Genomic DNA, 19,472 nt, shown 5'->3' with positions numbered 1-19,472 from the left:
CACTTTGTTAACGCTTCTCTTTGGCGTTTCGCTTACCGTCTCTTTTGGCCGTTTTTCAACGCCGCCCTGCTAGAACTGCCTCCAGGCAGGGAGTTAAAAACAATGCGAACGCTTCTGTGCGGCGCGGCCCTTTTGGCCGTCATCGCCGCGCCGGCCATGGCCGAGACGCGCTATGACCGCAAGCTCGAACAGGCGGTGGCAGGCATCGTCGCCCGCAAGATGGGCGATATCAGGGGCGCTTTTTCCTACAAGCAGGTGCCGCAGCTTGTCGTCGTGCCGGACGCACCAGTCGTTGCTGTCGAGCGCCCGCGCAAGCAGGCTTCAGATGACGGAAGCGACGGCCTGATGCCGGCCGTTGAACGGCAGGTCTCACGGACGATCTTCTAAAACCACATATCGCGCACGCAGCGCCCATCGCGCGGCAGGTCGTCATAAGTGTCCAGCCCGTCGAAATGGTCGATCGGCAGGTCGGCGACCGCCTCAGGCGGTGCCAGCCTGACATTGACGGCGATACGCGTGCGGCTGCTGTCGCTGCGGCGCAAACCGCGCCAGGCAAGCACACAGGCACATGTCGGGCAAAACAGGATTTCCAGCGACGGCGTCTCCTTGCCGGCGCGGGTGTAGGACTGCACAGGCCCCGCAAGCCGGATACGCTCGTCGACAAAGTCATAGGCCCAGAGTGTGCCATAGCGGCGGCAAAGCGTGCAATTGCAGGCCGTGATCGGGCCGGGATCGCCTTCCAGGGTCCAGTGGGCGGCGCCGCAATGGCAGGTTCCCGTCAGCATTCGTCTTCCTCCGCATTGCCTGAGCCTCTACATCTTGCCGGACTGGCTGCGCTATTTAACCGGGCGGACTGGCTTGCGGCCCGGGTCTCGACGTCCTCCTATGCCAATGTCCTTGCCTTCGCGGCCGGCTTTCGCCATGAAGGCCGATGAACTCCCCTCTGCCAGCCAGCACACGCCAGCGGCTCGACGAATTGCTCGTCCAGCGCGGCCTGTTTGCGAGCCGCTCGCGCGCCCGCGACGCGGTCGAGCGCGGCACCGTGACGGTCGACGGCGTGGTCGCCCGCAAGCCCGGCCGGACGGTTCTGCCGCACTGTCTCATCGTCATCGACGACCCGGCGCAGGGTTATGTCTCACGCGCGGCGCTGAAGCTGATCGCCGGGCTCGACCATTTCAGTCTCGATCCCGCGGGCAGTGAAGCCCTCGATATCGGCGCCTCGACAGGCGGCTTCACGCAGGTGCTGCTCGAACGCGGCGCGGCCCATGTCACTGCCATCGATGTCGGCCACGGCCAGATGCATCCCGGTGTCTCGTCCGACCCGCGCGTCACCGTGATCGAGGGCCTCAACGCTCGCGAGCTCGCGGCTGCCGATCTCGGCGGCCGTATCCCCGATTTCATCGTCTCCGACGTCAGCTTCATCTCGTTGAAACTGGCGATGCCACCGGCGTTGGCATTGGCACGGGACGGCGCTCGTGCGGTGTTTCTGGTCAAGCCGCAATTCGAGGCCGGCCGCGAGGCGATCGGCAAGGGCGGTCTTTTGAAAGACCCTTATGACGCCGCCCGTGTGGCCGGCTTGCTGCAGGAATGGCTCGAAGGCGTCCCTGGCTGGCGTACATTGGGCTTGCACATGTCGCCGATCGAAGGCGGGGACGGCAACCGCGAATTCCTGCTTGCCGGGATCAAGGATGCCGGGACCAAGGATGCCGGGACCAAGGACCGATGAGCACGGGCTTCACCATCAAGAGACTGGGTTCGCAGGGCGACGGCGTCGCCGAGACGGAAACCGGCGAGCTGTTCATTCCCTTCACCCTGCCCGGCGAGACCGTCACCGCCGCGCGCGAGAGGGATCGCGCCATGCTGATGGCGGTATTGGAGACGTCGCCGCTGCGTATCGATCCGGCCTGCCGGCATTTCACCGAATGTGGCGGCTGCGCCGTCCAGCATCTGCAAGCCGACGCTTACCAGCAATGGAAACGCGACAAGGTCGTGCATGCCTTGAAAGGCATTGCCGGCGACATCGGCGCCCTGGTGCCGTGTGCGCCACACACACGCCGCCGCGTCGTGCTTGCCGCCAGGCGCGCCGACACAGGCATGCTGCTTGGCTTCCATCGCCATCTGTCGCCGGAAATCATCCCCATCGAGGAATGTCCGATCTCGCTGCCGGAGATCGTTGCCGCGCTCGATCGCTTGAGGTCGGTCGCCGACCTGGTTTGCGCCACCACCAAATCGTTCCGGATGGCGGTCACTGTGACGGGCTCGGGGCTTGACGTCGCTGTCTATGAGTCGGGCAAGCTGGGCGAGAACCAGCGCCGGGTCGCCTCCAACTTCATCATGGCCAATGGCTTTGCCCGGCTTTCGATCGACGACGAGATTGTCATCGAGCCGAAAAAGCCGGTGGTCATGTTCGGCACCGTCGCTGTCGCCATACCGCCTGGCGCCTTCCTGCAGGCAACGCAAGCCGCCGAACAGACGATGGCCGATCTCGTTGGCGGACATCTGAAGCGTGCCAGGAAAGTCGCGGATCTTTTCGCCGGCTGCGGCAGCTTTGCGCTTCGGCTGGCGGCCAAATCCGAAGTCCACGCGGTCGAAGGCGACGCGGCAGCCCTTTCGGCGCTCGACCGCGGATCGCGCTTCGCCACCGGCCTGAAGCGGGTAACCGGCGAACGCCGCGACCTGTTCCGGCGGCCGCTGACGTTCAAGGAGCTGAATGCTTTCGATGGCGTCGTCTTCGACCCGCCGCGCGCCGGCGCCGAGGACCAGTCGAAGCAGATCGCCCGCTCGGATGTGCCGTTCGTCGCCGCCGTCTCCTGCAATCCGGTGACGCTGGCACGAGACCTGCGCATCCTGATTGACGGCGGCTACATCTTGAAGAGCGTCACGCCCATCGACCAGTTCCTGTGGTCGCCGCATGTCGAGGCCGTGGCGCTGCTGGAGAAGCCGAAACGGCGACGTTAATCCGCTGATTTTCACAAGGCCGTGCTTGAGTTTGCCGCCCCCCGCAAGACGTAGCCGGCTGGCAAACTAGCCTTCGCGAACGCTTTCGTACCCGGCCGCTTGTGCGGCCTTGATGAACTTACGGTCGAAGGACACAAATGCTGAGCAGTGCGAGGACTTGCCCAGATGGAGCGCATCGGCGAAATCCATTCCCGTCTCGGCTAGATCGACCGCGGAAGAGACGATCGCAGCATCCTCTATCTCGACAGTGGGAAGCCCGCCGAACACCCGCAGTGCATTGACGATCGAGGCCTGATCATAACCATAGCCGCTGCGCAGCACCCACTCAGCCTCCAGGATCACCGTGACGGCGACGAAAACGGGCTGACCGTCGATCAGCCGCCGGGCTCGCGGGGACTGCTCGGGATCGTCGTTCGTCAGATACCTGACGACAACGTTGGTATCAATCGCGAGCATGGCGCCGCCGTGCTTCAGCAAGGACGGCCGCGTCCATCTCCTCCAAGGTCTTCGGTCTGCCACTGTGCGGCAGGACACCAAAGACATCTTCTGGTCGTGTCGGGGCAAAGGCAGGCGCCGGTCTCAAAAGTACACCGTCCGGTGTGTCTTCGACCTGCAGGCGCGTGCCCGCGCCCCAGTCCCTCCGTTTGCGGATAGCGCTGGGCAGGATTACCTGTCCCTTGGTCGAGACGGTCGTTATAAGCTTTTCTATTGCACCCATTGCGGTATTACCCTTGTGTAAGACAAAGGTAAGATATCCCTGTGAGGGGAACTATTCAAGCCCGCCGACGTCTCCTCGCTCAAACCCTGGTGCCGCCGACCGTCATCTGGTTCATCCTGAGATGCGGCTGGCCGACGCCGACCGGCACGCCTTGTCCGGCCTTGCCGCACATGCCGATGCCGGTGTCGAGTTTCATGTCGTTGCCGATCATCGACACACGGTGCATGGCGTCCGGTCCGTTGCCGATCAGCATGGCGCCCTTGATCGGCTGCGTCACCTTGCCGTTTTCGATCATGTAGGCCTCGGTGCAGCCGAACACGAACTTGCCTGAGGTGATGTCGACCTGGCCGCCGCCGAAGGATACGGCATAGATGCCGTTCTTGACCGAGGCGATGATCTCATCCGGCTCCATGTCGCCCGCCGTCATATAGGTGTTGGTCATGCGCGGCATCGGCTGGTGCGCATAGCCTTCGCGCCGGCCGTTTCCCGTGGCTTTCATGCCCATCAGCCGGGCGTTCTGGCGGTCCTGCATGTAGCCGACAAGCTTGCCGTCCTCGATCAGCACATTGCGGGCCGAAGGCGTGCCTTCATCGTCGACGGTCAGCGAACCCCGCCGCTCCGGCATGGTGCCGTCATCGACCACGGTAACGCCCTTGGCGGCGACCTGCTGGCCGAGCAGGCCGGCAAAGGCGGAGGTCTTCTTGCGGTTGAAGTCGCCCTCCAGCCCATGGCCGACGGCTTCGTGCAGCATCACGCCCGGCCAGCCGCTGGACAAAACGATGTCGAACGTTCCGGCCGGCGCGGGAATGGCTTCGAGATTGACCAGCGCCTGCCTGAGCGCCTCCCTGGCAGCATGCTTCCAGGCGTCCTCGACCAGGAACTCGCCGAACGCCTTGCGCCCGCCCATGCCATAGGAGCCGCTTTCCTGGCGGTCGCCGTCGCCGACGACGACGGAAACGTTGATGCGGACCAGCGGGCGGATGTCGCGCACGATCTGGCCGTCGGCGCGCACGATCTCGACATGCTGCCAGGACGCCGCGAGCGAGGCCGTCACCTGGCGCACGCGCGGGTCCTCGGCACGCAGCCATGCGTCGATCTCCTGCAACAGCTTGGCCTTGACCTCGAAGGAAGGCGAGGGGATCGGGTTCTCCTCGCCATAGAGATGGCGGTTGGTGCGCGCGGGCGCCCCGGCAAGCGTGCCGGAATAGCCGCCCTTGACGGTCGAGACGACGTCGGCGGCGCGCAGCAGCGACGCCTCGGAAAGATCGCTGGAATGGGCGTAGCCGCTGGCCTCGCCGGCCACGGCGCGCAGGCCAAAACCCTGGTCGGTGTTGAAATTGGCGGTCTTCAGCCTGCCATTGTCGAACATCAGCGCTTCGCTCTCGCTGTATTCGAGGAACAGTTCGCCGTCGTCGGCGCCGTTCAGTGTGTCGGCGACGATCCGCTTGATGCGATCATCTGAAATGTCGAATTGGCCGGTCAGGCTGTTCATGGCAGGTCCGCTCACAGGAGGAATGGTGTTGCCACGATGTAGGCGCGAAGACGCGCCTGCACAATCCGCAATGACGATCCGCAGCAGGTGGAGCGGGTAACCCCGCCCCTGAACATGACATCCATCTTGAAGTTCGACCCGTCACCCGAAAAGGCCTTCACCCAGCGATATTTCTTGTTCCATTCATTGGCCTGGTCGGCCGTGAAGGGGTTGGTATAGCCCGAGGAGAACTGGATCGACTTGCACTTCTCATGGTTTTCGCAGCCATAGAAGTAGATGACATATTTCATGCCCTGAAGCCGGCCCGAGATCATCGGATCGCCCCGTGTCCTTGTCCATCTTGGCCGAGCCATAGCCTTTCGCAAGCTCGAAAATGACGGCCGGATCGGGCGCCGTGATGATTTCGGAATCCTCGGCAAAGGCGACGGAAACGGCGCCGGTCAGGATTAGACCGGTCGACAAAAGCAAAGAACAAGCACGCATGATGACCCCCACAGCCAAAGATCAAACCCGTGGGAATTGTGAGGAAAGACGGTTTCGCAAGCATCAAGCTCAGGGCAGGGCGGCAAAACCGTCGGCGAAGCCCTTGAGGTCGACGGGGATGCCGATGCCTTCTTCCGGCGTCTGGAAGACGATGAAGGTGGCCGACGTCCCGGTCTTCAGCGTATCGAGCAGCGGCTTTTCGAGAATGACCTCGGCATAGCAGCCGTCCTGGAAGCAGCGCACGAAATAGGCGCGGCCAATATCCTTGCCGTCGACATTGAGGCCCAGGCCATTGGGCAGCAGAACGCCGAGCGGGGCCAGCACGCGCAGGATCTCGGCCTTGTTGTCGGCGGTGCGCAACACGACGACGGACAGTCCCATTTCCGGGCGATCCTCGGCAACGACGTTCTGCATCATCACGCATTGTTCCGAGGTGGCGCCGGCCGGCGTGTCGCAGATGATCGACCATGCGCCATGCGTCGACTTGACCGTGCCGCTCGGCTGCGCTGCATTGGCGACGCCGGTTGCGGACGAGCCGATACCGATCAGGGCGGCGAGAAAAACGACCTTCGCCCCGCTTCTCGAAAGCCAAGCGCTTTTCGAATGCCAGGCGCTCTTCGAATGCCAGGCGTTTCTCGAAAGCCAAGAGGTCATGACGGCTCCATTGCGAATCACGGCACTTTAAGCCGCGCCAAGGCCAAGTAAAGGATAGGGCGACCGCCGGTCAGCCCCGGCAGGCGCAATAATGCGCTTTTTCCTAGCAAATTCGCCCGAATTGCGACCGTCGGGCGCATTCCGGACACAAGCCCGCATTGTCTGTCTGTCGACGACCCGCGCGGGCCACGAGGCCGTCGAAACAGCGCGGCAGCACTTGCGCGCAAAAATGCCGCACGGTTTCGCCCGCTCCTTTCTTGCGGAGGGAAATAGAGTATGGTTTGAACCACCCTTGGGACTGTCCGGGATTCCCATCCCGGCATTGTTCGATATTCTTGCGTCGCGATCGCGAGGAACCGGGAGATGAAGAGGGCGATGAGAAAATTCCCAGCAAGCGCCAAATTGATGGCAACGGCAGGCGCCGCCGCCGCATTTTTCGCCGGTGCCTCCGCCCATGCGGCCCAGCCGCAGCCGTGGGAGATGACTTTTCAGCCGCCGGCGACAGACATGATGCGGCAGATCGAGTGGTTCGGGAATTACACGATGTGGTTCGTCGTCCCGATCACTGCTTTGGTTCTGGCGCTTCTCGCCTGGTGCATCTTCAGGTTCCGCGCCAGCAAAAACCCGGTTCCGTCCAAGACCAGCCACAACACGCTGATCGAGATCGTCTGGACAGTCGGGCCGGTCGTCGTCCTGCTGTTCATCGCCATTCCCTCGTTCCAGTTGCTGACGGCGCAGTACACGCCGCCGGAAGAGGCCAAGCTGACCGTCAAGGTAACGGGCAATCAGTGGAACTGGGACTATGAGTACCAGACCGAGAACACGCTCTCCTTCAACTCGGCCATCCTGCAGGACGCCGACCGCGCCGCGATCGGCAAGGAAGACCGCAAGGTCTATCCGCGCCTGCTGGCTGTCGACAACGAGCTGGTCGTGCCGGTCAACACCATGACGCGCGTCCTGGTTACCGCAGCCGACGTGATCCATTCCTTTGCCGTTCCGGCCTTCGGCATCAAGATGGACGCGGTTCCCGGCCGCACCAACGAGACGTGGTTCAAGGCGGAAAAGGAAGGCATCTATTACGGCCAGTGCTCGCAGCTCTGCGGCAAGGACCATGCCTTCATGCCGATCGCCGTCCGCGTCGTATCCGATGCGCAGTACAAGACCTGGCTGGCAGCAGCCAAGACCGACCTCCCCGGCGCCAACAAGGCGCTGATGGCCGAGGTCGACGGTACCAACAAGGTAGCGGCCGCCGGCAATTGATGCCGCGGGTTAGCAAGAATTAGGGAACGGAGCCGACCATGGCAGAAGCTGCAGCTCACGACGACCACGACCACAAGCCCTATCATGGCTGGGTCCGGTGGGTGTACTCCACCAACCACAAGGACATCGGCACGCTCTACCTGATCTTCGCGATCTTCGCGGGCATCGTCGGCGGCGCGCTTTCGGTCGTCATCCGCATGGAGCTGCAGGAGCCGGGCATCCAGATCTTCACCGGTCTGGCGCAGATGGTCTATGGCATGAACGGCGATGCCGCCATCGACGGCGGCAAGAGCATGTACAACGCCTTCGGCACCGCGCACGCGCTGATCATGATCTTCTTCATGGTCATGCCGGCGCTGATCGGCGGCTTCGCCAACTGGATGGTGCCGATCATGATCGGCGCGCCTGACATGGCCTTCCCGCGCATGAACAACATCTCGTTCTGGCTGCTGCCGCCGGCCTTCCTGCTGCTCATCGCTTCGGCTTTCATGCCGAGCGCGCCCGGCGCCTATGGTGTTGGCGGCGGCTGGACGCTCTATCCGCCGCTGTCGACCTCCGGCCAGCCCGGGCCGGCCATGGATCTGGCGATCCTGTCGATCCACATTGCCGGCGCGTCCTCGATCCTCGGCGCCATCAACTTCATCACCACCATTTTCAACATGCGCGCGCCGGGCATGACGCTGCACAAAATGCCGCTATTTGCCTGGTCGGTTCTGATCACCGCCTTCCTGCTGCTCTTGTCGCTTCCGGTTCTGGCCGGTGGCATCACCATGCTGCTTACCGACCGCAATTTCGGCACCACCTTCTTCGCCCCGGATGGCGGCGGCGATCCGATCCTGTTCCAGCATCTGTTCTGGTTCTTTGGTCACCCCGAAGTGTACATCCTGATCCTGCCGGGCTTCGGCATCATCAGCCACATCGTCTCGACCTTCTCGAAGAAGCCGGTGTTCGGCTATCTCGGCATGGCCTACGCCATGGTCGCGATCGGCGCCGTCGGCTTCATCGTCTGGGCGCACCACATGTACACGACCGGCCTGTCGCTCGACACGCAGCGCTACTTCGTCTTCGCCACCATGGTCATCGCCGTACCGACAGGCGTGAAGATCTTCTCTTGGATCGCGACGATGTGGGGCGGCTCGATCTCGTTCAAGACGCCGATGCTGTGGGCGCTGGGCTTCATCTTCCTGTTCACGGTCGGCGGCGTCACCGGCGTCCAGCTCGCCAACGCCGGCCTCGACCGCTCGCTGCATGACACCTATTTCGTCATTGCCCACTTCCACTATGTGCTGTCGCTGGGTGCGGTCTTCGCCATCTTCGCCGGCTGGTACTACTGGTTCCCCAAGATGACCGGCTACATGTACTCGCCGGTGATCGCCAACACCCACTTCTGGGTCACCTTCGTCGGCGTCAATTTGATCTTCTTCCCGCAGCATTTCCTCGGCCTGGCCGGCATGCCGCGCCGCACCATCGACTATCCCGACGCGTTCGCCGGCTGGAACATGGTGTCGTCCTACGGCTCCTATATATCGGCCGTCGGCGTGGTGATCTTCCTCTATGGCGTGTTCGAGGCCTTCCAGAAGAAGCGCGTCGCCGGCGCCAATCCGTGGGGCGAGGGTGCAACGACGCTCGAATGGCAGCTGCCTTCGCCGCCGCCCTTCCACCAGTGGGAACAGCTGCCGAAGATCAAGTAAGGCAGCCCGAATACGAAACCGCCGGCCCGCCGGCGGTTTCGGCCAACGGAATGATTGGACTTATGTACGCATGGCCCTTGTCGACGACCCAATGATTGACGAAGCGGGCTTTCGCATGTCGGAAGCCACGTCGGGCGATTTCTTCGCCCTGCTGAAGCCGCGCGTCATGTCGCTGGTGGTGTTCACGGCCTTTGTCGGCATGGTCGCTGCGCCCGTGACCATCAACCCGCTGCTGGCGGTGATCGCCATCCTGGCCATTGCCATCGGCGCCGGCGCCTCGGGTGCGCTCAACATGTGGTACGACGCCGACATCGATGCGGTGATGAGCCGGACCGCCGGCCGCCCGGTACCGTCCGGCCGCATCCTGCCCGGCGAAGCCCTGAGCTTCGGCCTTGTGCTTTCGGTGCTGTCGGTGATGACGCTGGGCGTGCTGGTCAACTGGCTGTCGGCGGCGCTGCTTGCCTTCACCATCTTCTTCTACGCCGTCGTCTACACGATGTGGCTGAAGCGCTCGACGCCGCAGAACATCGTCATCGGCGGCGCCGCCGGCGCCATCCCGCCGGTCATCGGCTGGGCCGCGGTGACCGGAACGGTGAGCCTGGAAAGCCTCGTCCTGTTCCTGATCATCTTCCTGTGGACGCCGCCGCACTTCTGGGCGCTGGCGCTGTTCAAGTCCGACGACTACGCCAAGGCCGGCATCCCGATGATGCCGAACGTTGCCGGCCAGGCCTCGACCCGCCGCCAGATCTTTGCCTACGCCCTGATCCTGGCGCCGATCGGCGTGCTGCCCTGGGTGCTCGGTTTCACTACCGCCTTCTATGGCGTCGCATCAGTGGCTCTCGGCGCCGGCTTCGTCTGGTATGCCTGGAAAGTGCTGTGCATGACCGATAGCGACCGCGTCATGAAGCCGGCCAAGGCTCTGTTCGCCTATTCGCTGCTCTACCTCTTCGCCATCTTCGCCATCTATCTTGCCGACTGTGTCGTCGGTCGCGCTTTGGCCATCGGTGGAGCATGACCATGATCGACAAGAAGCTTGAACTGGTCACGCTGACCGAAAGCCAGAAGAAGGCGCGGCGCAACCGTTCGGCGGCGATCGGCGTCGCGCTGGCGATTCTGGTCGTCATCTTCTACGTCGCGACCATCGTGAAATTCGGCCATACCGGATGAGGCCGATGATGACCCGCCAGACCGTGACCGATCCCAGGAAGAAGAACACCAACCGCGTCGTCGCCGCCGTCTGCGTCGCCTTTTTCGGCGGCATGATCGGGATGGCCTACGCCGCGGTGCCGCTCTACAAGATGTTCTGCCAGGCCACCGGCTATGGCGGCACGACGCAGCGCGCCGAAAAGCAATATGCCGGCCGCATCCTCGACCGCGACATCACCGTGCGCTTCGACGCCAACACCAACGGCATTCCCTGGCAGTTCCAGCCGGTCGCCCGCTCGGTCACCATCAAGATCGGCGAGACCACGCAGGCGCATTACAGCGCCACCAACAAGTTCGACCGCGCCGTTACCGGCCGCGCCACCTTCAACGTGCAGCCGGAACTGGCAGGCCCCTACTTCAACAAGGTCGAGTGTTTCTGCTTCACCGACACGACGCTGAAGCCCGGCGAGACGCTGGACATGCCGGTCGTGTTCTATGTGGATCCCGATATCGTCAACGTGCCGGAACTGAAGGACTTGAAGACGATCACCCTGTCCTACACCATGTTCCCGGTCCAAAAGAACAAGCCGGTGGCGTCATCGACGCCGGACAGCAGCAGCAAAGTTTCAGATACCGAAGCAAATCTCGGGGGTTGATATGGCAGACGCGCACGCAAAACCACAACACGACTACCATCTCGTCAACCCGAGCCCGTGGCCCTTCCTGGGGTCGATCGGCGCGCTGGTGACTGCAGTCGGCGGCGTCGCCCTGATGCAGTATCTCAAGAACGGCGATTTTCCGATTTTCGGCCACAACATCGCCAATCCATGGCTGTTCTTCATCGGCCTCGTCATCGTCCTCTACACGATGTTTGCCTGGTGGTCGGACACCATCAAGGAAGCGCATGAGGGCCACCACACGCGCGTCGTGTCGCTGCATCTGCGCTACGGCATGATCATGTTCATCGCTTCGGAAGTGATGTTCTTCGTTGCCTGGTTCTGGGCCTATTTCGATGCCAGCCTGTTTCCGAGCGAAGTGCAGAATTACGCCCGCACCGCTTTCACTGGCGGCGTCTGGCCGCCGAAGGGTCTCGAAGTCCTCGATCCGTTCCATCTGCCGCTCTACAACACCATCATCCTGCTTCTGTCGGGCACCACGGTGACATGGGCGCACCATTCGCTCATCCATGGCGACCGCAAGGGCCTGATCAACGGCCTGGTGCTGACCGTCGGCCTCGGCATGCTGTTCACCATGGTGCAGGCCTACGAGTACATGCACGCTCCGTTCGGCTTCAAGGATTCCATCTACGGCGCCACCTTCTTCATGGCGACCGGCTTCCATGGCTTCCACGTCATCATCGGCACCATCTTCCTGCTGGTCTGCCTGATCCGCGCCTGGAAAGGCGACTTCACGCCCAAGCAGCATTTCGGCTTCGAGGCGGCTGCCTGGTACTGGCACTTCGTCGACGTGGTCTGGCTGTTCCTGTTCGCATCGATCTACGTCTGGGGATCGGTCGGCGCGGTGATCGAAGGCCACTGACGGCTTTCACCGAACCGACAAATCAGCAGGGCGGTCGCGGCAACGCGGTCGCCTTTCTTCTTTTCGGCGCCCATCAATGGCCAACGGATTCGGCTGGTCGGGCTGGCTGCTTCAATTGGTCGACTGGACCGATGGCTGCATTGGGGTTACCGACTGCGACATGGACGAAATCTGGACTATGGTGCCGGATGGAACGCTGATCGAAATCGAGCCGTAAAGCATGACTATCCATGAGTGAAGACAGGGCGATCTGGCCACCCATCGAGCCGATCTCGGCCGGCCTGCACGGACGCTGCCCGCGCTGCGGCGAAGGACGGCTGTTTTCCGGCTTCCTCACCGTCGGAAAGCGCTGCAACAATTGCGGCCTCGACTATTCCTACGCCGATGCCGGCGACGGCCCGGCGGTGTTCGTCATCCTGATCATCGGCTTCATCGTCGTCGGGCTGGCGCTGTGGGTGGAGGTGACGCTGAGCCCGCCGCTGTGGCTGCATTTCATCATCTGGATACCGCTGGCCGTGGCGCTGTGCCTGACGGCGCTGAGGCTGATCAAGGGGGTGCTGCTGACGCTTCAATACGCCAACAAGGCGGCCGAAGGCCGCCTGGACCAGGGGCAATGAACGAGGCGCTGACCAAGCCCGCCGGCCGCACGCGGCCGAAGACGGCATTTCTGCTCGGCCTCGGCCTGGTGGTGTTCGTCATCCTGCTCGGGCTTGGCACATGGCAGGTGCAGCGCCTGTACTGGAAGGAAGCCCTTCTGCACACCATCGACCAGCGCACCCATTCAGCGCCGCAGCCGCTGGCGGACGTCGAGAAGGAATTCGCCGCAACCGGTGATGTCGACTACACGCCGGTCACCGTCAGCGGGACGTTCCTGCACTCCGGCGAGCGGCATTTCTACGCCACCTGGGACGGCGACGCCGGCTTCAACGTCTACACCCCGCTGGCCCTCGACGATGGCCGCTATATCCTGATCAACCGCGGCTTCGTTCCCTATGATCTCAAGGATGCCGCCAAGCGGCCGCAAGGGCAGGTGACCGGCAAGGTCACGGTCACCGGCCTGGCGCGCAACCCGCTGCCGGGCAAGCCGTCGATGATGCTGCCCGACAATGACGTGGCCAAGAACATCTTCTACTGGAAGGATCGTGATGTCATGGCGGCGAGTGCCGGCCTGCCGGCCGGCGCCGTGCTGGTGCCGATCTTCATCGACGCCGACAAGACGCCGAACCCGGGCGGGCTGCCGGTCGGCGGCGTCACCATCATCGACCTGCCGAACTCTCATCTGCAATATGCCTTCACCTGGTATGGCCTGGCGGCGGCTCTTGCCGCGGTTCTGATCATCAGGCTGCGCCGCCCGGCAAAGACTGAATGATCCAGAGCATCATCCCGAAAAGTGGGAACCGGTTTCGGACAAGATCATGATCCAACAAAGAGTTAGATCAGGTTGACCATTCAACCTGATCTCAACTGCCCTTGACAGGGCAGGGGTGCACACCTCATTTCGCCAAACGATACGATCAACCGATCTGGAATCATGCTGCAGACCGCCACAAAACCACCGCTGACGATCCGGCTCTGCCAGCCGCGCGGCTTTTGCGCCGGTGTCGACCGCGCGATCCAGATCGTCGTGCTGGCGTTGAAGAAATACGGCGCGCCGGTCTATGTCCGCCACGAGATCGTGCACAACCGCTATGTCGTCGAGGGCCTGCAAAGCCTTGGCGCGGTTTTCATCGAGGAACTCTCGGAAATCCCGGCCGAGCACCGCAAGTCGCCGGTTGTCTTCTCAGCCCACGGCGTGCCGAAATCGGTGCCGGCCGACGCCAAGGCACGCGAGCTCTTCTATCTCGACGCCACCTGCCCGCTGGTGTCCAAGGTGCACAAGCAGGCGATGCGCCATCAGCGGCTCGGCCGCCATGTGCTTCTGATCGGCCATGCCGGCCATCCCGAAGTGATCGGCACCATGGGCCAACTGGCTGAAGGCGCCGTCACGCTGATCGAGACCGAAGCCGACGCTGGGACCTTTGCCCCCGCCGACCCGGAAGCGCTCGGCTTCGTAAGCCAGACAACGTTGTCGGTCGAAGACACTGCCGGCATATTGCGGGTGCTGCAGGAGCGCTTCCCGCAACTGCATGCACCGGCCGCCGAATCGATCTGCTACGCCACCACCAACCGCCAGGAAGCGGTCAAGGAAACCGCCGCCGGCGCCGATCTCTATCTGATCGTCGGTGCGCCCAATTCCTCCAATTCGCGCCGTCTTGTCGAAGTGGCGGAGCGCGCCGGCGCCACCATGTCGCTTCTCGTACAGCGCGCCGCCGAAATTCCGTGGAAAGACATCACAAATATATCGACGCTCGGCCTGTCTGCCGGCGCGTCGGCGCCGGAGATCATCGTCGACGAGATCATCGATGCCTTCCGCCAGCGCTTCGAGGTGACCATCGACCTGGCGATCACCGCCACCGAAACGGAGGATTTTCCAGTCATGCGGGTTCTGCGCGATGTCGAACTGACGCGGGCCGACATGGCCTTCGTCAACGGAGCCGCGTGAACAGCCCATGGCGGTCTACACCGACGTCAATGAGGGCGAACTCGGCGCGTTCCTGAGGGCATATCCGGTCGGCGAACTCTTGTCCTACAAGGGGATCGCCGAAGGCACCGAGAATTCGAACTTTTTGCTGCACACCTCAAGCGGCTCTTACATACTGACGCTTTACGAGAAGCGCGTCGACAAGGCCGACCTGCCGTTCTTCCTCGGCCTGATGGGCCATCTCGCCCGCAAAGGCATTTCCTGCCCGTTGCCGGTGACCGCGCATGACGGCACCGTCATCGGCACGCTGGCCGGCCGCCCCGCGGTCATCATCACCTTCCTCGAAGGCCTGTCGCTGCGGCGGCCGACAGCGGCGCATTGCGCGGAGGTCGGCAAGGCGCTCGCCGCCCTGCATCTCGCCGGCCAGGATTTTGCGATGACGCGTGACAACGCGCTCGCCATCGAGGGCTGGCGCAAACTCTGGAATGCCTCGCGCGACCGAGCCGACGAGGTCGAGCCGGGACTGGCGGCCGAGGTCGACGCGGATTTCGCGGATTTCGAACGCCATTGGCCGCAGGGCCTGCCGGCAGGCATCATCCATGCCGATCTGTTTCCCGACAATGTCTTCTTCCTCGGCGAGAAACTGTCCGGCCTCATCGACTTCTATTTCGCCTGCCACGACCTCTACGCCTATGACGTCGCCACCTGTCTCAACGCCTGGTGTTTCGAGAAGGATTTCTCCTTCAACCTGACCAAAGGCACGGCGCTGCTGGCCGGCTATCAGAGCGTGCGGCCTTTGAGCGATGGCGAGAAAGCAGCGCTGCCGATGCTTTCGCGCGGTTCGGCGCTGCGCTTCATGCTGACCCGGCTCTATGACTGGCTGACGGTTCCAGAGGGCGGGCTGGTCATGAAGCGCGATCCGACCGAATATATCCGCCGCATGCGCTTCCACCGCGCGATCAGGTCGCCTTCGGAATACGGACTGACATGACCAAGCAGGTTGAAATCTTCACCGACGGCGCCTGCTCGGGCAATCCCGGTCCCGGCGGCTGGGGCGCCATCCTGCGCTTCAACGGCAAGACCAGGGAATTGTCGGGCGGCGAGGCCGAGACGACCAATAACCGCATGGAGCTGCTGGCCGCCATCTCGGCGCTGAATGCGCTGAAGGAGCCGTGCGCCGTCGAGCTTCACACCGACAGCAAATATGTCATGGACGGTATCTCCAAATGGATCCACGGCTGGAAGAAAAACGGCTGGAAGACCGCTGACAAGAAGCCGGTCAAGAACGGTGAACTGTGGCAGGCGCTGGATGAGGCCAATCGGCGCCACAAGGTGACCTGGAACTGGGTCAAGGGCCATGCCGGCCACACCGAGAACGAACGCGCCGACGAACTCGCAAGGGAAGGCATGGCGCCGTTCAAGAGGGGCTCAGCCAAACCTGCGGCGCCGAAAGTGGCGCTGAAGCCGGGGGCATCCGAGAAGCAGCCGGCGCCACGGGCACGGCGCTCGACCCAAAGCTATTGAGCTCAAGCTATCGGCAGGGGATCTCACTCATGCCGATCGTATACTACATCACCCATCCCCAGGTTCAGATCGATGCCAACGTTCCCGTGCCGCACTGGGGGCTGTCCGAGATCGGACGAGCGCGAGCATCAGCTATGCTCGATCAGCCATGGGTCGGATCGATCCGCCGTGTCGTCTCGTCGGCCGAGCGCAAGGCGATCGAAACCGCCGAGATCCTTGGCAAACACCTCGGCCTCGCGGTCGAGGTGAAGGAGCGCATGCATGAGAACGATCGGTCGGCAACCGGCTTCCTGCCGCCGCCGGAGTTCGAGGCGGTCGCCGACCAGTTCTTCGCCAATCCGCACAAAAGCATTCGCGGCTGGGAACGGGCCATCGACGCCCAGCAACGCATTGTCAGCGAGGTCGAAACGGTGCTGGGTGCTGCCGACGGCGGCGACATTGCCTTCGTCGGCCATGGCGGCGTCGGAACGCTCTTGCTGCTCTCGCTCAGCGGCCGCGCAATCAGCCGCGCGGCGGATCAGCCGGCCGGCGGCGGCAATTACTTCGCCTATGATGTCGGCACGCGCCGCGTCGTCCACGGATGGCGGCCGATCGACAGTCTGGCGCCGCGCTAAAGCGGATGTCAGGAGATCATCGATACCGTAGCCGCGATGAAGCCGCTGGCGACCAGCGGATAGAACCTGTCCTCAGCGGATCAGCAGGGCCGTGCCGTAGAGGCCGAGCGCGAACACCGTGTGCGAGATCACGTTGAAGGCGCGGATCTGTATCGCGTTGGGGCGCTTTGAGGCAGCCCAGCCGGCGCCCATGCCGGGCGCCAGCAGGAACCAGCCGGCGCCGATGGTGACCATGCCGAGGATGAAGGCCGGCAGGAAGGTCGGCGCGTCCAGCCATGCCGTGCCCGCCAGCGCCGCCAGGATGAAGCCGTAGACGATGCCGGTGACATAGTGGAAAGCCCAGCCCAGCGCCTGCTCATGCGCATAGGGCGCGGCTTGTGCGATGTCGTCGTGGAAAACCTTGCCTTCCCTGAGGTGCCAGACCCAGCGGCCGGGCGGCCCCCAGTTCGGCCGCGGCTGACTGAGCGCCAGATGCAGGAACATCGCCCAGAGATCCATCAGCACCGTGGCGCCGATGCCAATCGCAATGCTGCGCCAGATGATGTCAAACATCGTCGATGTCCCCCAAAGCAGGCAATCCGGCTGGAAGCGCGTGGTCGTCAGGCCATCGCGTTCATGAGCCGAGGCGGCCGCCGCGGTTTAGAGCTGGCTCAGAATGTGAGCGGCACCCGACGTGTCGACTCCTGGCTTGGTCTCGACGTTGAGCGCGGTGACCTTGCCATTGTCGACGATCATCGAGAAGCGCTTCGAGCGCAATCCCATGCCGCCGCTGGAATAGTCGGAGTCGAGGCCGATCGACTTGGCGAAGTCGCCATTGCCGTCGGCGAGATAGAGGATCTTGCCTTGACCGCCGGTGAAATTGGCCCAGGCACCCATGACATGGACGTCGTTGACCGACACGACGGCGATGGTGTCGACGCCGCGGGCCAGGATGGCATCGTGGTTCTCAAGATAGCCCGGCAGGTGGTTGTTGCTGCAGGTCGGCGTGAACGCCCCGGGAACACCGAACAGCACCACTTTCTTGCCCGCAAAAATCTCGGCCGAGGTGATCACCTTGGCGCCGTCGGCGGTCATTTCCTTGAAGGTCGCGTCGGGCAGTTTGTCGCCAACGGCAATCGTCATGATGGTCCTCGTGTGAAAAGCAGGGAAGGTTTCTTGCGATAGCGAAATCGGGCATCTCCCGCAACCGCCGACAAGGCCTGGATCAAGGGAAAGCCTGGATCGGGTTCCGTTTCAGGGGAACGGCAGAACGCCCTCGACCGCGCCTTCGGCACTTGTCAGGGTGTAATACAACCCGCCATCGGTCGGTGTCGTCGACGGCCGGTCGAGGATCGGAATGGTAAATACCAGCCGGCCGTCCTTTTCGTTGCGTGCAGGCGCCCCGAACATATAGTCGCGTCCCCCGGCGACGAATAAATCCGCCGCCTCCGGATCTCCGGGAAAAGTCGCCTCGACGATCAGCGTCTCATGGTCTCCCGGCAGCACCTTGATCCCGAAATCGGGCTTGGCAGGCGCGGGCAAGGTGGCGAGTGCAGCCTTCACCAGCGCCGCATCCTCGGCATTGTCGGGATCGGCGCCGGGATCGACGCTCAGCCGCGTCTGCACCGGAATACAGATCGTCTCGCAGATGCCAAGAAAGATGTCGGCATCGATGACGGCCGCATCCCCAGGCGACGACAAAGTGAATGTCACCGGCAGCGAGACCGGATGGTTGTAGCCGGCCCATTTGCCGTAGCCGTCGTCATGGCGCTGCGGCGGCGGGAAGGAAAACGCCGCATCGGTGATGTTGGTGCTGGCCGAAACGTCGATCTGCGGCGGCACGCCGGCGTCGCCCGGATCGCGCCAATAGGTTTTCCAGCCGGGCTTGAGCGCGATGTCGAGCACGCCCTGTATGCGGCCGGCCTCGTCGGCCTTGCCTGTTGTCACCAGCCGCACCCTGCCGCCTTCGCTGTTGTACCAGTCGGAAGACGAGGCGGCGGCGGGAAGGGCTACTCCGCATCCGATGGCGGCGCCGAGCAGCAGGACTTTCAAGCTTTGCATGGCGTTGATTTGATCGTCAGTTCATGGCCGCGCAATGTTTTCATGGCGCTCTGCGTATCATATTTGCGTGACCTTCGGGCAAGGAACAGTTGGCTTCAAGCAATCGGCCGAGTGAAGTTCGCAGTCAAGATTCCGTTGTTCCAACCGTTGGGCTTTGGCCGAATCGCACGCGGCGCATCTTTTCGGCGTCCCGGAAACGCGTTACGCTCCAGTCCATGGACTTGTTGCGCCACAAAAAGACAGCCGGTGGACGCGGCTTTCTTGACGACCAGTTTCTGATTGCCATGCCCGGCATGAAGGACGATCGCTTCACGCGCTCGGTCATCTACATCTGTGCGCACAGCGATGAAGGCGCCATGGGCCTGATCATCAACCAGACGCAACAGATGCTGTTTCCCGATCTTCTGGTGCAGCTCGGCATCATGAACGAACAGGAGGCGATCAGGCTGCCTGCGCAGGCCCGCGACTTCGTGGTGCGCAATGGCGGCCCGGTGGACCGCAGCCGCGGCTTCGTCCTTCACTCGGGCGACTACCGGGTGGAATCCTCGCTCACCGTCTCCGACGATATCTGCCTGACCGCGACGGTCGACATATTGCGCGCCATCTCGTCCGGCCGCGGCCCGCGGCGCGCTTTGATGGCGCTCGGCTATTCCGGCTGGGGCGCCGGCCAGCTGGAAACCGAGATCGCCGAGAATGGCTGGCTGACCTGTCCGGCCACGCCGGAGCTGCTGTTCGACGCCGACATCGAGCGGAAGTACGACCGCATCCTGGCATCGATCGGGATTGATCTGGCGCATTTGAGCCTGGCCGCGGGGCACGCCTGAAGCCTCGC

At 63.1% G+C, this 19,472-nt stretch carries 26 protein-coding genes and 1 pseudogene; 17 read left to right on the top strand and 10 right to left on the bottom strand.

Features of this window, described 5'->3' with window-relative positions:
* The first annotated feature begins 102 nt into the window (after positions 1-102).
* On the top strand, positions 103-387 hold the full coding sequence (locus X726_RS161880) for a hypothetical protein (RefSeq protein WP_023668429.1): 285 nt from the start codon (positions 103-105) through the stop codon (positions 385-387).
* Here X726_RS161880 and X726_RS161885 read toward each other — a convergent pair.
* On the bottom strand, positions 384-785 hold the full coding sequence (locus X726_RS161885) for a GFA family protein (protein WP_023668428.1): 402 nt from the start codon (positions 783-785) through the stop codon (positions 384-386). The genes X726_RS161880 and X726_RS161885 overlap by 4 nt on opposite strands.
* A 146-nt stretch (positions 786-931) precedes the next feature.
* Here X726_RS161885 and X726_RS161890 point away from each other — a divergent pair, with 146 nt between their 5' ends.
* Both X726_RS161890 and X726_RS161895 read left to right on the top strand, forming a co-directional pair.
* Entirely contained in the window at positions 932-1,726 is a 795-nt protein-coding gene (locus tag X726_RS161890; RefSeq protein ID WP_023668427.1) for a TlyA family RNA methyltransferase, read from the top strand.
* Positions 1,723-2,958 (top strand): class I SAM-dependent RNA methyltransferase, encoded by a 1,236-nt coding sequence (locus X726_RS161895; protein WP_023668426.1) that lies wholly within the window; start codon positions 1,723-1,725, stop codon positions 2,956-2,958. Before X726_RS161890 ends, X726_RS161895 begins: the two co-directional genes overlap by 4 nt.
* A 66-nt stretch (positions 2,959-3,024) precedes the next feature.
* On the opposite strand, the gene X726_RS161900 is transcribed toward X726_RS161895, so the two are convergent.
* The 6 genes from X726_RS161900 to X726_RS161910 form a co-directional block, all read right to left on the bottom strand.
* Positions 3,025-3,414: a type II toxin-antitoxin system VapC family toxin gene (locus tag X726_RS161900; RefSeq protein ID WP_023692077.1), complete on the bottom strand. Its 390-nt coding sequence runs from the start codon at positions 3,412-3,414 to the stop codon at positions 3,025-3,027.
* Positions 3,401-3,676, bottom strand: coding sequence for an AbrB/MazE/SpoVT family DNA-binding domain-containing protein (locus X726_RS1000000168540; protein ID WP_081725433.1), 276 nt, complete (start codon positions 3,674-3,676; stop codon positions 3,401-3,403). Before X726_RS1000000168540 ends, X726_RS161900 begins: the two co-directional genes overlap by 14 nt.
* A gap of 79 nt (positions 3,677-3,755) precedes the next feature.
* A complete protein-coding gene (tldD, locus tag X726_RS161905; protein WP_023668424.1) occupies positions 3,756-5,168 on the bottom strand; it encodes a metalloprotease TldD in 1,413 nt (470 codons plus the stop codon).
* A gap of 11 nt (positions 5,169-5,179) precedes the next feature.
* Positions 5,180-5,458, bottom strand: a complete 279-nt coding sequence (locus X726_RS1000000167940; protein WP_198037284.1) for a YbjN domain-containing protein — start codon at positions 5,456-5,458, stop codon at positions 5,180-5,182.
* Positions 5,418-5,651 (bottom strand): hypothetical protein, encoded by a 234-nt coding sequence (locus X726_RS1000000171030; protein ID WP_198037283.1) that lies wholly within the window; start codon positions 5,649-5,651, stop codon positions 5,418-5,420. Before X726_RS1000000171030 ends, X726_RS1000000167940 begins: the two co-directional genes overlap by 41 nt.
* A 69-nt stretch (positions 5,652-5,720) precedes the next feature.
* Positions 5,721-6,305 (bottom strand): invasion associated locus B family protein, encoded by a 585-nt coding sequence (locus X726_RS161910; protein ID WP_023668422.1) that lies wholly within the window; start codon positions 6,303-6,305, stop codon positions 5,721-5,723.
* 375 nt (positions 6,306-6,680) lie between these two features.
* Between X726_RS161910 and coxB the strand changes: the two genes are divergently transcribed.
* The 13 genes and pseudogenes from coxB to X726_RS161970 all read left to right on the top strand — a co-directional run bounded on the left by coxB (position 6,681) and on the right by X726_RS161970 (position 16,600).
* Positions 6,681-7,565 (top strand): cytochrome c oxidase subunit II, encoded by an 885-nt coding sequence (gene coxB / locus X726_RS161915; RefSeq protein WP_031214672.1) that lies wholly within the window; start codon positions 6,681-6,683, stop codon positions 7,563-7,565.
* A gap of 38 nt (positions 7,566-7,603) precedes the next feature.
* On the top strand, positions 7,604-9,256 hold the full coding sequence (gene ctaD / locus X726_RS161920) for a cytochrome c oxidase subunit I (protein WP_023668420.1): 1,653 nt from the start codon (positions 7,604-7,606) through the stop codon (positions 9,254-9,256).
* Positions 9,257-9,326: 70 nt separating this feature from the next.
* Positions 9,327-10,271 carry a heme o synthase gene (locus X726_RS161925; RefSeq protein WP_023668419.1) on the top strand — a complete coding sequence of 315 codons (945 nt, stop codon included), beginning with the start codon at positions 9,327-9,329 and terminating at the stop codon, positions 10,269-10,271.
* A gap of 2 nt (positions 10,272-10,273) precedes the next feature.
* Positions 10,274-10,423, top strand: coding sequence for a hypothetical protein (locus X726_RS161930; RefSeq protein WP_023698516.1), 150 nt, complete (start codon positions 10,274-10,276; stop codon positions 10,421-10,423).
* A gap of 8 nt (positions 10,424-10,431) precedes the next feature.
* Positions 10,432-11,058, top strand: a complete 627-nt coding sequence (locus X726_RS161935; RefSeq protein ID WP_023692073.1) for a cytochrome c oxidase assembly protein — start codon at positions 10,432-10,434, stop codon at positions 11,056-11,058.
* Between the two features lies 1 nt (position 11,059).
* Positions 11,060-11,941: a cytochrome c oxidase subunit 3 gene (locus X726_RS161940; protein ID WP_023668416.1), complete on the top strand. Its 882-nt coding sequence runs from the start codon at positions 11,060-11,062 to the stop codon at positions 11,939-11,941.
* Positions 11,942-12,023: 82 nt separating this feature from the next.
* Positions 12,024-12,158 (top strand): annotated as a pseudogene (locus tag X726_RS1000000168535) (L,D-transpeptidase family protein); the annotation flags it as partial.
* 13 nt (positions 12,159-12,171) lie between these two features.
* Positions 12,172-12,558: a DUF983 domain-containing protein gene (locus tag X726_RS161945; RefSeq protein ID WP_023668414.1), complete on the top strand. Its 387-nt coding sequence runs from the start codon at positions 12,172-12,174 to the stop codon at positions 12,556-12,558.
* Complete coding sequence (locus tag X726_RS161950) at positions 12,555-13,310, top strand: SURF1 family protein (RefSeq protein ID WP_023668413.1); 756 nt, start codon at positions 12,555-12,557, stop codon at positions 13,308-13,310. Before X726_RS161945 ends, X726_RS161950 begins: the two co-directional genes overlap by 4 nt.
* 162 nt (positions 13,311-13,472) lie before the next feature.
* Positions 13,473-14,483, top strand: a complete 1,011-nt coding sequence (gene ispH / locus X726_RS161955) for a 4-hydroxy-3-methylbut-2-enyl diphosphate reductase (RefSeq protein ID WP_023668412.1) — start codon at positions 13,473-13,475, stop codon at positions 14,481-14,483.
* 7 nt (positions 14,484-14,490) lie between these two features.
* The gene (locus X726_RS161960; protein ID WP_023668411.1) at positions 14,491-15,453 is read left to right on the top strand and encodes a homoserine kinase; all 963 of its coding nucleotides are present in this window, start codon (positions 14,491-14,493) and stop codon (positions 15,451-15,453) included.
* Positions 15,450-15,986 (top strand): ribonuclease HI, encoded by a 537-nt coding sequence (gene rnhA / locus X726_RS161965; RefSeq protein WP_023668410.1) that lies wholly within the window; start codon positions 15,450-15,452, stop codon positions 15,984-15,986. The genes X726_RS161960 and rnhA overlap by 4 nt, the downstream gene beginning before the upstream one ends.
* Before the next feature lie 29 nt (positions 15,987-16,015).
* On the top strand, positions 16,016-16,600 hold the full coding sequence (locus X726_RS161970; protein ID WP_023668409.1) for a histidine phosphatase family protein: 585 nt from the start codon (positions 16,016-16,018) through the stop codon (positions 16,598-16,600).
* A 72-nt stretch (positions 16,601-16,672) separates the two neighbouring features.
* On the opposite strand, the gene X726_RS161975 is transcribed toward X726_RS161970, so the two are convergent.
* The 3 genes from X726_RS161975 to X726_RS161985 all read right to left on the bottom strand — a co-directional run bounded on the left by X726_RS161975 (position 16,673) and on the right by X726_RS161985 (position 18,640).
* Positions 16,673-17,152, bottom strand: coding sequence for a DUF2938 domain-containing protein (locus tag X726_RS161975; protein ID WP_023668408.1), 480 nt, complete (start codon positions 17,150-17,152; stop codon positions 16,673-16,675).
* Between the two features lie 87 nt (positions 17,153-17,239).
* Positions 17,240-17,722 (bottom strand): peroxiredoxin, encoded by a 483-nt coding sequence (locus X726_RS161980; protein WP_023668407.1) that lies wholly within the window; start codon positions 17,720-17,722, stop codon positions 17,240-17,242.
* A gap of 111 nt (positions 17,723-17,833) precedes the next feature.
* On the bottom strand, positions 17,834-18,640 hold the full coding sequence (locus tag X726_RS161985; protein WP_023668406.1) for a protein-disulfide reductase DsbD domain-containing protein: 807 nt from the start codon (positions 18,638-18,640) through the stop codon (positions 17,834-17,836).
* 215 nt (positions 18,641-18,855) lie between these two features.
* Between X726_RS161985 and X726_RS161990 the strand changes: the two genes are divergently transcribed.
* On the top strand, positions 18,856-19,464 hold the full coding sequence (locus X726_RS161990; protein WP_023668405.1) for a YqgE/AlgH family protein: 609 nt from the start codon (positions 18,856-18,858) through the stop codon (positions 19,462-19,464).
* Positions 19,465-19,472: the final 8 nt, after the last annotated feature.

It is taken from the genome of Mesorhizobium sp. LSJC285A00 (assembly GCF_000503155.1).
GTDB lineage: Bacteria > Pseudomonadota > Alphaproteobacteria > Rhizobiales > Rhizobiaceae > Mesorhizobium.
Note: the sequence above shows the minus strand (reverse complement) of the source record. Positions and strands in the feature narration are given on the sequence as shown.

Bases quoted from the DNA above. Each gene is read 5' to 3' on its own strand.
- ispH (WP_023668412.1), top strand. From the start codon at position 13,473: ATGCTGCAGACCGCCACAAAACCACCGCTGACGATCCGGCTCTGCCAG.
- X726_RS161895 (WP_023668426.1), top strand. From the start codon at position 1,723: ATGAGCACGGGCTTCACCATCAAGAGACTGGGTTCGCAGGGCGACGGC.
- X726_RS1000000171030 (WP_198037283.1), bottom strand. From the start codon at position 5,651: ATGCGTGCTTGTTCTTTGCTTTTGTCGACCGGTCTAATCCTGACCGGC.
- X726_RS1000000168540 (WP_081725433.1), bottom strand. From the start codon at position 3,676: ATGGGTGCAATAGAAAAGCTTATAACGACCGTCTCGACCAAGGGACAG.
- X726_RS161935 (WP_023692073.1), top strand. From the start codon at position 10,432: ATGACCCGCCAGACCGTGACCGATCCCAGGAAGAAGAACACCAACCGC.
- X726_RS161910 (WP_023668422.1), bottom strand. From the start codon at position 6,305: ATGACCTCTTGGCTTTCGAGAAACGCCTGGCATTCGAAGAGCGCCTGG.
- tldD (WP_023668424.1), bottom strand. From the start codon at position 5,168: ATGAACAGCCTGACCGGCCAATTCGACATTTCAGATGATCGCATCAAG.
- X726_RS161990 (WP_023668405.1), top strand. From the start codon at position 18,856: ATGGACTTGTTGCGCCACAAAAAGACAGCCGGTGGACGCGGCTTTCTT.
- X726_RS161925 (WP_023668419.1), top strand. From the start codon at position 9,327: ATGGCCCTTGTCGACGACCCAATGATTGACGAAGCGGGCTTTCGCATG.
- X726_RS1000000167940 (WP_198037284.1), bottom strand. From the start codon at position 5,458: ATGAAATATGTCATCTACTTCTATGGCTGCGAAAACCATGAGAAGTGC.
- X726_RS161890 (WP_023668427.1), top strand. From the start codon at position 932: ATGAACTCCCCTCTGCCAGCCAGCACACGCCAGCGGCTCGACGAATTG.
- rnhA (WP_023668410.1), top strand. From the start codon at position 15,450: ATGACCAAGCAGGTTGAAATCTTCACCGACGGCGCCTGCTCGGGCAAT.
- X726_RS161960 (WP_023668411.1), top strand. From the start codon at position 14,491: ATGGCGGTCTACACCGACGTCAATGAGGGCGAACTCGGCGCGTTCCTG.
- X726_RS161945 (WP_023668414.1), top strand. From the start codon at position 12,172: ATGAGTGAAGACAGGGCGATCTGGCCACCCATCGAGCCGATCTCGGCC.
- X726_RS161980 (WP_023668407.1), bottom strand. From the start codon at position 17,722: ATGACGATTGCCGTTGGCGACAAACTGCCCGACGCGACCTTCAAGGAA.
- X726_RS161940 (WP_023668416.1), top strand. From the start codon at position 11,060: ATGGCAGACGCGCACGCAAAACCACAACACGACTACCATCTCGTCAAC.
- X726_RS161885 (WP_023668428.1), bottom strand. From the start codon at position 785: ATGCTGACGGGAACCTGCCATTGCGGCGCCGCCCACTGGACCCTGGAA.
- X726_RS161975 (WP_023668408.1), bottom strand. From the start codon at position 17,152: ATGTTTGACATCATCTGGCGCAGCATTGCGATTGGCATCGGCGCCACG.
- X726_RS161950 (WP_023668413.1), top strand. From the start codon at position 12,555: ATGAACGAGGCGCTGACCAAGCCCGCCGGCCGCACGCGGCCGAAGACG.
- X726_RS161880 (WP_023668429.1), top strand. From the start codon at position 103: ATGCGAACGCTTCTGTGCGGCGCGGCCCTTTTGGCCGTCATCGCCGCG.
- coxB (WP_031214672.1), top strand. From the start codon at position 6,681: ATGAGAAAATTCCCAGCAAGCGCCAAATTGATGGCAACGGCAGGCGCC.
- X726_RS161900 (WP_023692077.1), bottom strand. From the start codon at position 3,414: ATGCTCGCGATTGATACCAACGTTGTCGTCAGGTATCTGACGAACGAC.
- X726_RS161970 (WP_023668409.1), top strand. From the start codon at position 16,016: ATGCCGATCGTATACTACATCACCCATCCCCAGGTTCAGATCGATGCC.
- X726_RS161985 (WP_023668406.1), bottom strand. From the start codon at position 18,640: ATGCAAAGCTTGAAAGTCCTGCTGCTCGGCGCCGCCATCGGATGCGGA.
- ctaD (WP_023668420.1), top strand. From the start codon at position 7,604: ATGGCAGAAGCTGCAGCTCACGACGACCACGACCACAAGCCCTATCAT.
- X726_RS161930 (WP_023698516.1), top strand. From the start codon at position 10,274: ATGATCGACAAGAAGCTTGAACTGGTCACGCTGACCGAAAGCCAGAAG.